General features: G+C 61.4%; 15 protein-coding genes. 8 read left to right on the top strand and 7 right to left on the bottom strand.

Translation table 11 applies throughout. From position 1 onward, the window contains the following. Positions 1 to 45: 45 nt before the first annotated feature. The 4 genes from MESAU_RS13665 to kce are packed head-to-tail and all read left to right on the top strand — an operon-like array spanning position 46 to position 4,053. On the top strand, positions 46 to 1,296 hold the full coding sequence (locus tag MESAU_RS13665) for a sugar ABC transporter substrate-binding protein (protein WP_015316611.1): 1,251 nt from the start codon (positions 46 to 48) through the stop codon (positions 1,294 to 1,296). A gap of 1 nt (position 1,297) precedes the next feature. After that, positions 1,298 to 2,233, top strand: coding sequence for a carbohydrate ABC transporter permease (locus tag MESAU_RS13660; RefSeq protein WP_015316610.1), 936 nt, complete (start codon positions 1,298 to 1,300; stop codon positions 2,231 to 2,233). Then, positions 2,230 to 3,078, top strand: a complete 849-nt coding sequence (locus MESAU_RS13655) for a carbohydrate ABC transporter permease (protein WP_015316609.1) — start codon at positions 2,230 to 2,232, stop codon at positions 3,076 to 3,078. Before MESAU_RS13660 ends, MESAU_RS13655 begins: the two co-directional genes overlap by 4 nt. 42 nt (positions 3,079 to 3,120) lie before the next feature. Continuing rightward, positions 3,121 to 4,053, top strand: a complete 933-nt coding sequence (kce, locus tag MESAU_RS13650) for a 3,5-dioxohexanoate:acetyl-CoA acetone transferase (protein WP_015316608.1) — start codon at positions 3,121 to 3,123, stop codon at positions 4,051 to 4,053. Between the two features lie 52 nt (positions 4,054 to 4,105). Here kce and MESAU_RS13645 read toward each other — a convergent pair whose 3' ends face one another. Both MESAU_RS13645 and rocF read right to left on the bottom strand, forming a co-directional pair. Next, on the bottom strand, positions 4,106 to 5,161 hold the full coding sequence (locus tag MESAU_RS13645) for an ornithine cyclodeaminase (protein WP_015316607.1): 1,056 nt from the start codon (positions 5,159 to 5,161) through the stop codon (positions 4,106 to 4,108). 2 nt (positions 5,162 to 5,163) lie between these two features. Next, on the bottom strand, positions 5,164 to 6,096 hold the full coding sequence (gene rocF, locus MESAU_RS13640; RefSeq protein WP_015316606.1) for an arginase: 933 nt from the start codon (positions 6,094 to 6,096) through the stop codon (positions 5,164 to 5,166). A 135-nt stretch (positions 6,097 to 6,231) separates the two neighbouring features. On the opposite strand from rocF, the gene MESAU_RS13635 reads away from it, so the two are divergent. Further along, positions 6,232 to 6,672 (top strand): Lrp/AsnC family transcriptional regulator, encoded by a 441-nt coding sequence (locus MESAU_RS13635; protein ID WP_015316605.1) that lies wholly within the window; start codon positions 6,232 to 6,234, stop codon positions 6,670 to 6,672. Positions 6,673 to 6,705: 33 nt separating this feature from the next. Here MESAU_RS13635 and MESAU_RS32225 read toward each other — a convergent pair whose 3' ends face one another. The 3 genes from MESAU_RS32225 to MESAU_RS31660 form a co-directional block, all read right to left on the bottom strand. Beyond that, positions 6,706 to 7,140 (bottom strand): MlrC C-terminal domain-containing protein, encoded by a 435-nt coding sequence (locus MESAU_RS32225; protein WP_051041278.1) that lies wholly within the window; start codon positions 7,138 to 7,140, stop codon positions 6,706 to 6,708. Continuing rightward, positions 7,124 to 7,510, bottom strand: a complete 387-nt coding sequence (locus MESAU_RS32220; protein ID WP_051041276.1) for an MlrC C-terminal domain-containing protein — start codon at positions 7,508 to 7,510, stop codon at positions 7,124 to 7,126. The genes MESAU_RS32225 and MESAU_RS32220 overlap by 17 nt, the downstream gene beginning before the upstream one ends. 155 nt (positions 7,511 to 7,665) lie before the next feature. Further along, on the bottom strand, positions 7,666 to 8,199 hold the full coding sequence (locus MESAU_RS31660) for a hypothetical protein (RefSeq protein ID WP_015316604.1): 534 nt from the start codon (positions 8,197 to 8,199) through the stop codon (positions 7,666 to 7,668). Positions 8,200 to 8,318: 119 nt separating this feature from the next. On the opposite strand from MESAU_RS31660, the gene MESAU_RS30125 reads away from it, so the two are divergent. Then, complete coding sequence (locus tag MESAU_RS30125) at positions 8,319 to 8,558, top strand: helix-turn-helix domain-containing protein (protein ID WP_041163368.1); 240 nt, start codon at positions 8,319 to 8,321, stop codon at positions 8,556 to 8,558. On the opposite strand, the gene MESAU_RS13615 is transcribed toward MESAU_RS30125, so the two are convergent. Together MESAU_RS13615 and traA are read right to left on the bottom strand one after the other, a co-directional pair. Next, complete coding sequence (locus MESAU_RS13615) at positions 8,549 to 8,752, bottom strand: helix-turn-helix transcriptional regulator (RefSeq protein WP_015316603.1); 204 nt, start codon at positions 8,750 to 8,752, stop codon at positions 8,549 to 8,551. The two genes, MESAU_RS30125 and MESAU_RS13615, sit on opposite strands and share 10 nt — an antisense overlap. A gap of 129 nt (positions 8,753 to 8,881) precedes the next feature. After that, positions 8,882 to 11,929, bottom strand: coding sequence for a Ti-type conjugative transfer relaxase TraA (gene traA / locus MESAU_RS13610; protein WP_015316602.1), 3,048 nt, complete (start codon positions 11,927 to 11,929; stop codon positions 8,882 to 8,884). A 172-nt stretch (positions 11,930 to 12,101) separates the two neighbouring features. Here traA and MESAU_RS13605 point away from each other — a divergent pair, with 172 nt between their 5' ends. Further along, positions 12,102 to 12,428 (top strand): conjugal transfer protein TraD, encoded by a 327-nt coding sequence (locus tag MESAU_RS13605; RefSeq protein WP_015316601.1) that lies wholly within the window; start codon positions 12,102 to 12,104, stop codon positions 12,426 to 12,428. A 1-nt stretch (position 12,429) separates the two neighbouring features. Then, a complete protein-coding gene (locus MESAU_RS13600) occupies positions 12,430 to 12,678 on the top strand; it encodes a conjugal transfer protein TraD (protein WP_015316600.1) in 249 nt (82 codons plus the stop codon). The last annotated feature ends 181 nt before the right edge of the window (positions 12,679 to 12,859 follow it).

The following is a 12,859-nucleotide window of genomic DNA, read 5'->3' as shown; positions in this document are numbered from 1 at the left end:
TGATCGTCGTAGAAAGCGCAGCAAGCGCGATTGGGAGATTGCAACATGAGCAGGAGAAGGATTGGTCTGGCCCTCGCGGCCGCGTCTTTCGCATGGGGACTCACGGCAAGCGTGGCTCACGCTACCGACATCTCGTTCTGGACCTGGCGTCAGGAAGACAAGGCCGCCTACAACGAGCTTTTCACCGATTTCACCAAGGAGAACCCGGACATCCATGTGAAGTTCGAGTCGTTCCCGGACGAGAATTATCCGACCATCGTCTCCACGGCGCTGGCCGCCGGCAAGGGTGGCGATGTCATCCATACCCACGCCTATGGCTGGCTCGAGCAGTTCGTGAAAGCAGGCTATTTCGAGCCGCAGGATCTGACCACGGTTCCTTCACTCGCCAACCAGCCCGCCGATGCGCTGGTGGCCGGCACCTATCGCGCCGACAAGAAGGTCTATTCCCTGCCCTTCGCCTCGCAGACGCTTGGTCTGTTCATCAACAAGGACGTCTTCGCCAAGGCGGGACTGACCCCGCCGACCACATGGGCCGAATTCATAACCGTCAGCAAGGCGCTGAAGGACAAGGGTATCTATCCCCTGGCCAACGGCATGGGGACAAGCTGGTTCAACGAGATGTTCGTCGCCATCTTCACCAACCCGTTCCTCGGCCAGGACTTTGTCACAGATCTGACCTCGGGCAAGACCACCTTCAAGGACCCACGCTACATCGCGGCACTCGGCAAGCTGCTCGAATTGCGCAACTACATGCCTCCCGGTTTTGAAGGCATCGACTACGACACCGCTGGCCAGCTGTTCATCAGCGGCAAGGCGGCGATGCTGGCCGGCGGCAGCTTCGACATCGCCGGCTACCGGACCCAGAACCCCGCCATAAACATGGACTTCGTCGCCCCGCCAATGGCCAAGGCCGGCGGTGTGCCGCAGGTGACCAAGTTCTTTGACGGCGGTTACGCCGTTAACGCCAAGTCGGCCAACAAGGAGGCCGCGCTCAAGCTGGTCAACTGGATGGGCACCAAGGAGTTCGGTGACAAGTTCTCGGCGTTGCTCGGCAACATCTCGCCGATCAAGGGCGTAGTCATTAAGGACGAGCTGCTCGCCCAGGTCGCCAAATTGAACGAGACCGCCATGCCGCATATCAATGTCGTCTACTTCCGTTTCCAGAAGCCGACGGGATCGGAGCTGCTGCAGGGCGACATCACCAAGATGATGTCGGGTTCGATCACCCCGGACCAACTGGCCGCCGACCTGACCGACGGCCTCGCCAAATGGTACAAGCCTTTCCAGGGCAAGTGAGATGAGCAGCGGCCGGCGCCACACCCCGAAAGCTTTCCCGTGGCGCCGGTCACTCTGGATCGCGTCGCTGCTGACACCGGCCTTGGTGGTCATGGTGCTGTTCGTGCTGTGGCCGCTGCTCTCGGCCTTCCGGCTTGCCTTCTATGAGTTCAACGGCCTGCAGCCGACCGGATTCATCGGCTTCGAAAACTTCCGCAAGGTGCTGTTCGAACAGCCTTATAGCGGCTGGACCTACAATGCCCTGAAACACAACATCATCGCCTTCGTGGCCCTGATGGTGTTCGAGAACGGCACCGCCTTCCTGCTTGCCTACGCATTGCTGAAGGCGCTGCCCGGCCATAGCATCCACCAAGTCATCGTCTTTCTGCCTGTCGTCTTGTCGGCCGTCATCGTCGGCTTCCTGTGGAAACTGTTCCTGCATCCGCTGTTTGGTCTTGTGAACCAGACGCTGGCGCTTGTCGGCATCGGTGCCATCCCGTGGCTCGGCAATGAAAACACCGCGTTGGGCAGCATCCTGTTCGCCAATGTCTGGCACTGGCTCGGCTTCCCGACGCTGGTGTTGCTCGCCGGCATGCAGCGCATCGGCAAGGAGGTGATCGAGGCCGCCCGTCTCGATGGCGCCGGCGACTATGTGCTGATGACGCGCATCATCTGGCCGCTGATTGCGCCGAGCGTCACCATCGTCACCATCCTGACCTTCATCGGCAGCTTCAACTGGTTCGAAATCCCCTATGTCATGGCCGGCCTAACCGGGTCCCCCGGCGGCGCGACGGATGTGCTCGGCCTCTATTTCTACCGCACCGCCTTCGGCTCGACGACGACAGGCATTCAAGATTTCGGCCAGGGCAGCGCGCTGGCGGTGATGATGTTCGTCATCGTTGCCGGCGTTACCGCAATCGCGCTTCGCTATCTGCGCCGTCGCGAGATCGAACTGTGAGCGCAGCGGTCGGCACCAGGGAACCCGGCGAGCTGTTGAAGAACGGGGCCATCCAGCTGATGCTGGCGATCAATGCCCTGATCATGATCTATCCGCTGTTCGTCATGGTGATGTCATCCTTCAAGACCAATGCCGAGATCTTCTCGTCGCCCTTTGCCCTGCCGTCGCACTTTTCGCTGGCCAATGCCGAACGTGTGTGGAGCGAAACCAATTTCGTCCGCTACCTCGCCAATTCCGTCGGCATCACCATGGCCGCCGTGGCCTTGATCCTTCTGTTCAGCACCATGGCCGCCTATGCCATCGCCCGCTACCAGTTCAGGCTGAGCGCGCTGGTGCTGATGTTCTTCCTGAGCGGCATGACCGTGCCGCTGAAACTGGCCATCATTCCATTGTTCATCCAGCTGGATTCGCTTGGCCTGGTCGACAGCTATGCCGGCCTGGTGCTGGTCTATGTTGCCATGGGCATTCCCTCCGCGGTGTTCATCATGACCGGCTTTCTCAGGACTTTGCCGCGCGAACTGGAGGAGTCGGCGCGTATGGACGGTGCCAGCGAATTCCGCATCATGCGTTCGATCATGCTGCCGCTGGCGCGCCCGGCCCTGGTCATCGTCGCGATCCAGAATGCGGTGCCGATCTGGAACGATTTCTTCTTTCCGCTGGTGCTGATCACGTCGGACGATCTCAAGACGCTGCCGCAGGGCCTCACGGTCTTCGTCGGCGAATTCACCACCGACTGGGGCGTGCTGTTCACTGGGCTGACGCTGGCGGCCCTACCGATCACCCTGCTCTATGTCGTGCTGTCGAAGCAGTTCATCTCAGGCATCACGCAAGGTGCGGTGAAATAAGGCGCGGTGAACCAAGCGCTCAAAGGACGAGGATATCTTCAAGTGGCGAACCAGAACAAGATCATCATCACCTGCGCGGTCACCGGCTCGATCCATACGCCGTCAATGTCGCCGCATCTGCCGGTGAGCGCGCAAGAGATCGCCGACGCCGCGATCGGGGCGGCCGAGGCTGGTGCAGCCATCGTACACCTGCATGCGCGCAATCCCGCCGACGGCCGGCCCGACCAGTCGACCGAGGCCTTTGCGCCTTTCTTGAAGGTGATCAAGCAGCGCTCCAATTGCGTCATCAACATCACCACCGGCGGCGCCGCGACGATGAGCGTCGAGGAGCGGGTCAAGCCGGCCGCGACCTTCGCGCCGGAAGTCGCCTCGCTGAATATGGGCTCCATGAATTTTGGTCTCTATCCGATGCTGGAGCGCTTCCAGACCTTCGAGCATGATTGGGAGCGCCCTTATCTCGAAGGCTCCCGCGACCGCATCTTCCGCAACACCTTTGGTGACATCGAGCACATCCTGCGCACCTGCGCGGAAAGCGGCACTCGTTTTGAAATCGAGTGTTACGACATCGGCCATCTCTATACGCTTGCCCACTTCGTCGAGCGCGGCCTGGTCAAGGCACCGTTCTTCGTCCAGAGCGTGTTCGGCATACTGGGCGGCATCGCCAGCCATCCGGAGGACGTCGCGCATATGAAGCGCACCGCCGACCGCCTGTTCGGCAATGACTATCATTGGTCCGTGCTGGGCGCCGGCCGCAGCCAGTTGCCGATCGCCACGCAGGCCATAGCGCTGGGCGGCAATGTGCGCGTCGGGCTGGAGGACTCGCTGTGGATCGGCAAGGGCCAGCTGGCAAGATCCAACGCCGAGCAAGTGAACAAGGTGCGCCAGATCATCGAGGGGCTCGGCGCCTCCATCGCCACCCCCGACGAGGCGCGGCGGATCCTGCAGCTCAAGGGCGGCGACAAGGTCTCTTTCTAAGGTAAAACACCAATGAGCGCGGTCACCGATCTCCGTTAGCTCGGCCGATTCATTAAGCTGCCGGCTGCAGGGCCGCCCTCAGCAGCATGCCAAAGAGGTCGCGCGGCTCGTCGGGGTCGGCCAGCAGATCGAGCTCCTCATAGAGGCCGGTCGCCTGCAGTTGATCGCGAACATATCGCAGTGCCGAGAAATCCTCGATCGCAAAGCCGACGGAATCGAAGAGCGTGATCTGCTTGGCGTCTCGCCGACCTTGCGCCTTGGCAGCGATCACTTGCCAGAGTTCGGTGACGGGATGAGTGGAATCCAGTTGCTGGATTTCGCCCTCGATGCGGGTTTGTGGCGGAAACTCGACGAAAATGTCAGAGCGCAGCAGGATGTCCTTGTGCAGTTCAGTCTTGCCGGGGCAATCGCCACCGACGGCATTGATGTGGACGCCGGACCCTACCATGTTATCTGTGAGAATGGTGGCGTTCTGCTTGTCGGCGGTAACGGTCGTGATAGTCCCGACACCTTCAACCGCCTCCTGTGCACTCCCACAGATGGTGATGTCGAAGCCCATCCCGGCCAGGTTCTTCGCAGATTTCAGCGAGGCGGACCGGTCGAGGTCATAGAGCCTGAGCCGATCCATGCCGGTCAGCGCCTTAAAGGCGATCGCCTGGAATTCAGATTGGGCCCCATTGCCGATGATGGCCATGGTGCGCGCGCCGCTCGGCGCCAGATATTTCGCGGCGACCGCGGACGTGGCAGCGGTGCGAAGCGCGGTCAGGATGGTCATCTCGGTGAGCAGCATCGGGTAGCCGTTGCCGACATCGGCGAGCACGCCGAAGGCCGTCACCGTCTGCAGGCCCTGGCGCATGTTCTTCGGATGGCCGTTGACATATTTGAAGCCGTAGAGGCGCCCATCGCTTGTCGGCATCAGCTCGATGACGCCGTCATGGCTATGCGAGGCGATGCGAGGCGTCTTGTCGAACAGTTCCCAGCGACGGAAATCTTCCTCGATGTAGCTGGCGAGCTCGGTCAGGAAGCGCTCGACACCGATGGCGATCACCAGCTTCATCATGCGGTCGACACTGACGAAGGGGACGACGTTCAGCTTCGTCGTGTTCATGATCAAAAGCTCCCGGAATGGCTGCGGGTGGGGCGGTCCATGATGCGGCGGCCCATCAGGCTGGCCGTCAGGTCGACCATCAGCGTCGCGGTGCGGCCACGCTCGTCCAGAAAGGGATTGAGCTCGACAAGGTCCAGGCTTGAGACGAGACCGCTGTCGGACAGCATCTCCATTATCAGATGCGCCTCGCGGAAAGTCGCGCCGCCAGGAACGGTGGTGCCGACTGCCGGAGCGATCGACGGGTCGAGGAAGTCGACATCAAGGCTGACATGCAGCAGGCCGTCTTCCGCCGACACGCGCGCCAGGAAAGCGCGCAGCAGCGGAGCGATGCCATGCTCGTCGATGGCGCGCATGTCGTGCACGGTTACTCCGGCCTCATTGAGCGCCGTTCGCTCAGCCGGGTCGACACTGCGCAGGCCCATGGTGCAGATACGCTTGGGATCGACCGCTGCCGGCAGATCCGGAAAATAGCCCCCAAAACCGGGCTGACCACTGGCGTAAGCGAGCGGAACACCATGCAGATTGCCGCTGGCGGTGGTGTCGAGCGTGTGGAAATCTGGATGCGCGTCGAGCCACAATACGAACAGCGGACGTCCGGTTTCGGCGGCCCGGCGCGCGAGGCCTGCGATGGTCCCGGCCGAGATCGAATGATCGCCACCCAGAAAGATCGGCATGGCGTCCTCGCTTGCGGCATAGGCGGCTTCGGCGATGGCAAATGTCCACGCCGATATTTCGGGCAGGGCCTTCAGCGCCAGATTTCCATGCACGACGCGCCTTGCCGGAAGCGGCTGGACGGCGCTCAGATCCTCGACGATATGGCCAAGGCCGGCCAGCACCTCGGGCAGCCCGGCGGTCCTGAGCGCGCTCGGCCCCATCTCGCATCCCATCCTGCCAGCGCCATCTTGCACTGGCGCCCCGACGATTTTGCAACGCATTGTTTTCCCCAACGACCAAGTTTCGAATGGCCGGGATGAGACGACGGTGAGCCGGCGATATGAAGAAGGTGAATTGGCAACTTGAAATGCATTATTTATCTTAATGGCAGCGAAATTGATCAAAATGGTACCTCAATGGACGCACTCGACGAACGCCTTGTGACACTGCTTCGGCATGACGCCAGGCGCAGCGTGTCTGATCTTGCCGTCGATCTCGGCGTCTCGCGCGCCACGGTCAGGGCGCGCATGGAGCGGCTGGAACGATCCGGCGACATCATCGGCTACACGGTGGTGCTGCGCGCGGACGCCGTCGATCAACGCATTCGCGGTATCATGCTCATTGAAATTGAGGGGCATGCCGCCGACCGCGTCGTCAGGGCACTGGGCGGGTTTCCCGAAGTGTCCACTATCCATACCACCAACGGCCGCTGGGATTTGGTTGTCGAACTTGGAACCGCCTCGCTGACTGAATTCGATGCGGTGCTGCGCCGCATCCGCCTGATTGGCGGCATAACCGGGAGCGAAACCAGCCTTCTGCTAGCTACGCCGCGCACGACGCGAGCACGCCTAACATAGTACCGGCGCTCGGGATCGTCCCTTGTTCTCGCACTAGAATTTGTCGAGCGGGTAAATCGGCCGCGGCACGTTCCTGAACGGCATTTTGGCGTAGTCCATCGTCGACAGGGCACCGCAATCGCAGACGATAATCCCTCCAGCGATGGATTCAAAGTCCGCGCGGAAATGCTGTTGGGATTTCACAACGATGACGTCGTGTGCCGTCGGCTCTATGCCAAAGGCTCGGAATTGCTCCTGATCCAGCAACTGCGAGCGCTCAGTGACGACGAGCACCTTCACTCCGCCGACTGAGATGACGGCCGTGGGACCAAAACTGAATGGGAGCCCGCCCAACTGCGGCCCGGTGCCTACAAGCTTTCCGTCGCTTAGACGCAAAAGCTTAGCCTCAACCTGCAATGGTGGTCCGCCAAAGCGCGGGTCCATCTTGCCGCCCAGGGAAACGGAAACGGTATCACCGATCCTTCGCATTGGATAGCTGGTTAACTGTCCCGGCATCAACCATTGGGCCAAAACACGCATTCTGGACGCGCGCCTTCAAGAGCGCATCGAGAAGCGCGGTGGCGTCGCCATACGCACCGGCACCCGGATTATCGGCGTAGTCAGCGATGATGAGCGGCCGTTCACCCATGTAGCAGCGAGCAATCTCGGCCGACTCTTTAGGCGTGTAGAACTTGTTGAGGACATTCTCGCGATTGTCCCAGATTTTGTCGGCAATGCGCTCCGCAAAAGCTATGTGTCTGTCGGGCTCGCAGTCATAGGTCACCACTACGGTGGGGCCGACTTCCTTCACATCGGCACCTGGAAAGGTTGCGGTGTCGACAGCATCGGATCGTTGCATTCGCTGCGGTTTATCGTCGGCTTTGCGGCGCCGCCTTCTGTTCGGGTATTTGATGCTCGTTCCCGCTGTATTTGCCCGCCTCCGCCGTGACCCACGTTCCGCCAAGCTGGCATTCGTTCTTAGTACCCTGCCGTCCTCTTCGACCCTTACGCAGGTTAGCGCTCTGGATTCGCAGACTTGACGACATTGGCGCCCATCGCTTGATAGCGCCTACAGTCCTCGTGAATGGCGGATCGCCGAAGCCGTTCTAACGGCAGGCTCCCGGCTATGTCCTTCAGGTCATCAAGAACCGAGGCAATATGCGGCCAAGGAAAGTCCGTCGGGTCGTCGATATCGCGATCTGCACCAGCGATGATCTCAAGCTTGGCAACGATGCCAAGAAGCGACCGCGCCCGTACGGCCGGTAGCCGATCCTGAAGCTTCAAAGCGACAGTTGTGGCCTCAACCTCCGCTTGGCAGGCGATCGAATAGGCGACCTGCCTATCCATCGTTTCCGAGCCTTGAGCATCGAGAAGGCGCCTCTCCAGACGTTGTTGAAGTCGGCAAAGGACCCCAGAAACTTGCTGCACCCGCGACCAATCTCGTAGCAGTAGAATCGCGGGATCTGCATCCGACAACCGGTTCAATGCATTGGCAGTTTTGCCATTCGTGACGGGAGGCACAGTCGTGCTATGGTCGGAATCAGCCATGATCCGAGCTCCGCAAAGCCTAGGCGTGGTCAGACAGTTGGAAGCGGATGCACCACTTCCAACGGTTGCTTCCTAAAACAAGCATATTTGCGCTTTTTGTGCAACAGGGCATTTGAACAATGAAGGTAAGTGCGGCCCAAATTCGTGCGGCTCGTGGGCTACTCGACATTTCTCAACAGGAACTGGCGGATTTATCCAAGGTAAGTTTGAGGACTATCGTGCAGTTCGAACGTGGTTCGAAACCCGCATCTGAATCGATCCTGCAGGCACTGAAGCTATCACTCGAAGCTGCTGGGATAGAGTTCATTCCAGAGAATGGCGGCGGCCCTGGCGTTCGTCTGTCTCGCAATCAGAACTGACGCTCTTTTAGCCATGCAACAGGATCGGCGATCCATCGATTGACATCGGATTCCCGCCAGCCCGCCCCGTTTATGCTGATCTTAATCTGAGCCGGGAACGTGCCTTCTGCGATCTTGCGATAGAGGGTTGAACGGGACAGGCCGGTCCGATGAAGAACGGTTTTGAGGCGTATGATGCGATCCGGTTCGGACATAACGCGCCTGCTGCTCAATGATTGTTGCTGGTATCCGCTGGGACAGACAGGACGAACCGATGCGGGGCGCAATCAGGTTCGTCATATCATCTGCCGGTGGCGTATCAACGGCGGCGGATAGGCCGGTTGTCATAGGCCAATGCCCCTTCCCACGCTGATGCCCTGATTGAAGGCGAGTTCCACACCCAGACGCCGGCCGGACTCGACTTCGATGCCAAGCGCCTTCTTGTGATTGGCAAGGAGGGATTCAAGCTGCGGATCGCGTTCGAGGCTCTTGGCCATGTCGGACATGGCCGACCGCGTTGACCTGTAGGCGGACATGTCGCCGGCCTGGTACTGGCGCTGGCTCGTGCGCTCGAGCTTTTGCCAGCGTTCAACGAAACGGTCGGCGCGGCGACCGGGATCGGTATCCGGTCCGGCGCGGATTTCGGTCTCAAGCTGGAGAGCAAGCACGATGCGGTTGACGCGGCCTGCTCCAGCTTCACGAACCAGCTCGGGGTTCTTGACGTAGGCCGCTTCGGCATCGCGCCAGCCATGCGGCCGAACCTTCTCGAAGGCGCTGCGCGCATCTCTCAATTCGCGCAACTGCTCAGGAGTCCCCTGCCCGTCGGCATCTCCCGTGCGCATGACGGCGTCGAGCGCACGCGCGTGACGAACAAGCGCCTTCGTGCGAGCGCTGCGCAACGCCGCCTCCGTGTCCACCGGCGCATCGGTTTCTCGCTGCGTTCCCATGGCGGAAGCCTCTCTTTCAGGCGCGCGGCGAGCATCTCCAGTTTGCGCGCTAACATCTTCCCTTCCAGGCCTGCGCCCATGGTCCTGCCCAGGCTCGGTGTCTCCGGGCGAGCGCAATCCGTCCAGCAGCTCGCCGATCCTGTCGCGCAGCCTCTCCGGAAAGACGCGGCGCACGATCTCGACCACGCGCTCACGGAAGGTGATGCCTCGCCTCTCGGCGTAGGCTTGCGCCGGGTCGATCTGCTCGTAATCCGAAGCCATGTCCTTGGCGCGGTCGCGTGACAGCGTGCGGGCAAGCCGTTCACGGGTCGCGAAGTCGTCGCTGCCGTAATGGAGGTCCATTCCATCTCGATGCCGCGACAAAGCCACATAGCTGCCATGCGCATCCATGCCGGGTGTTGCCAGGATATGAGTGCGGTCGACTGTCATCCCCTGTGCCTTGTGGATGGTCGCGGCATAGCCGTGGTCGATGTGGGAATAATCTTTTAGGTCAAAGCGCACAGATCTGCCGTGGTCGGTTTGCACCGTCATGCTCTGCGTGCTGACCTCTTCGATCACGCCGAGCGTGCCGTTCTTGACGCCGAGCCCGCGCTCGTTGCGTAGGAACATGACACGGTCGCCGCTGGCGAAGATTCTCACGCCGCGTTCGACGCCTATCTGAACATCGTCGCTGAGATCGCCGGCAGCGCGCATGCGCTCGCGCGCGGCCATGTTCAGCGCGCGCACTTCGTCGTTTGTGTGGGTGAGAATGATCCGGCTTGCCTGTGGCCGCGCCTGCCTGTCGCGATCCCAGCGCTCGACGAGATCGGTGCGCGCCTCGTCGCGCGTCGTGGCCTGATGCACCATGCCTTGTGTGTCATAGGCGCTGATCGCGGCGCCGATCCTGCCGGTTGCCAGATCGCGCGTCGCGTCCCGCTGCCAGTCCTCGCGCTGCCGGCGTACCTGACCGATTGCGACGCCGCCGTGGCGCTTGTGGATCGAGCGGAATGCAGCACCCGCTTCGATCGCCTGCAACTGCTGGGGATCCCCAACCAACACGATTTTTGCGCCAAGATTGGCCGCATGGGAAAGCACGCGCTCCAACTGGCGCGTGCCGACCATGCCGGCCTCGTCGATCACCAGGACATCGCGAGCGGTGAGCAGATCACTGCCCTGTCCCCAACTGTGTTCCATGCTGGCGATGGTGCGCGTCGAGATGCCTGACCCAATTTCGAGATTCTCGGCCGCAATACCGGAAAGGGCCGCACCTCGAACGTCATAACCTGCTGCTGCCCATGCCTGCCGCGCAACGCCCAGCATGGCGCTCTTGCCGGTTCCGGCGAAACCGACAACGACACCAAGACCGCGACCATCGGTGATATGCGCAAGCGCATCGGTCTGCTCGCCCGAAAGGATAAGCCCGCGTTGCGCTGCCCGCGCCAAAGCTGTCTCGCGATGTGCGTCACTCACCGCATGGCGCTCCGCCCCGGCCACGCGTTCCGCCGCGCGATGCAGTCGCTGTTCGGTCTCGATCATCTGCCGCGTGGTGAAGCGATCGTCGCCGCGTCCATCCTTGCCGAGTTCGATCAGATCAGGCGCGTTGCCGATGGCTCCCATGACCTCGTTGAACTGCTCCATTCCGTCGCTGTGGCGATGCGCAAACTTCGCTATGTCTTTTCGGGTGAAGGTCGATTGCTGATGCGTGATGGCATCCAGCGCCACGGATGGATCGGCGATGATGCGCGCGCCATTGTTGCGCGCGATCTCGCGATGCAGTTCGGCGCGATCTGCTTCAATACCGGCAGCGTCGAGGCCGCCGTTCTCAATGCGTTGTGCCGGGGCACCGATCTGAGTTTGCGGCTCCAGGGCAATGCCCTGCGCCTCCAGACTGCGATGATCGATGCGGGTATCGATGTCGAGTTCGGCAAGCCGCGCATTGGCAAGCTCCGCCCATCGCTCACGCCAGCGCTCGACCATCTCGGTACGGTTCCAATCGCGCATCTTTGCACCAAAACCGTTCTCATCCACGGACCTCATGGTGAGCATGACATGGGCATGGGGTTTTCGACTGCCATCCTCTGCGCTATCCCAGTGCACATTGAGGTCGGCGACCATGCCCCGGCTGACAAACTCGGCTTGCACGAAGTCGCGCGCCAGTTCGATGCCTTGCGCTTGGCTCAATTCGCGCGGGAGTGCGAACTCGACCTCGCGGGCCAGCTGGGCATCCTTGCGCACCTCGAATACTTCGACATCGTTCCACAGCCGTTCGCGGTCGCTCCAGGCTTCCGGGGCATTCTCCGGCAGCATCACCTCCGAATGGACAACACCGCGCTTGGCTAAAAAGTCATGGCTGCGCTCGATCCGCTCGTCCCGCAACCGCGAGGCCGACCGGTAGGCGGCGGATGCCACGGCACTGCTCCCAGCCTTGCGGCCAATGACCTTGACGTGAAGATGATAGATCGCCATCGCGACAGGATCATTTGCACGGCAAAGCGTACGTCGGCACGACGTATAAGCGCGCCCTCCCTCGAAAAAATCTCGGGATGGACCAGCCCGTCCCGGGCTGTCTCGGCAACCCTGAAGCCTTCCGGAAGGCGCTCCCCTATCATGGCCGCATCGACATCAGATGGAGACAGCCATGCGCAAACCACGCGACTACGACACGGAACTGAAGGCGCTGGAAGACAGGGCGCGGGAGCTCAAAACACGAAAGGTGCAGCAACTTGGCGAGTTGGTGATCGCAACCGGCGCCGATCAACTCAGCCCGGAGGAACTCGCAGGCGCGCTGGTCGCAATCGCTGAAACGAAAGACGCCGCAAAGCGCGAGGCATGGGCCAAGCGTGGGGTGATGTTTTTCGAAAGCGGGTCCCGCCGAACTGTTCCAGCATCTCAGCGCAACCCTCGCGGCGCTCCAACGCAACCGGGCAGCCCACAATCGCCGGCAAGCGGCGCGGGCTCGCAATGACATGCGCACTTGGCAGGTCGAGCGTCGCAAGCGCACACGGCACCTAATTGAGCTCGGCGGTCTGGTCGTCAAGGCAGGCATCGTCGAGCTATCCAATGACGATCGCGCCATCATCTATGGGGCGATGCTCTGGATCGCCGCGAAGCTGCAGAGCCATGAAGGCGAGCATGCACGAAGCCTTTGGGCCGCGGAGGGAAGGCAGGCGTTCGACGCGGAACGGGATAAGATGCGAATGGGCTGGCGAACTTAGCGGAGCGCGATGGCGGGCGCGAAGCCCGAACAGCGTAGCACCGCCCGCGTTAGACCAGCTGGAGCTGGGGTCAGGGTAGTTGGCGACCTGGGCGAGCCAGCAGCGAGCGGGAGCCCTCGCTTACTCCCTTACCAAGGGAGTGCTCTACCACTGAGCTACCGCAGCAACGGGCGTCTGAATA

The organism is Mesorhizobium australicum WSM2073 (genome assembly GCF_000230995.2).
Taxonomy (GTDB): domain Bacteria; phylum Pseudomonadota; class Alphaproteobacteria; order Rhizobiales; family Rhizobiaceae; genus Mesorhizobium; species Mesorhizobium australicum.
The sequence above is the reverse complement of the archived record's forward strand: the minus strand, read 5'-3'. Positions and strand labels throughout refer to the sequence as shown.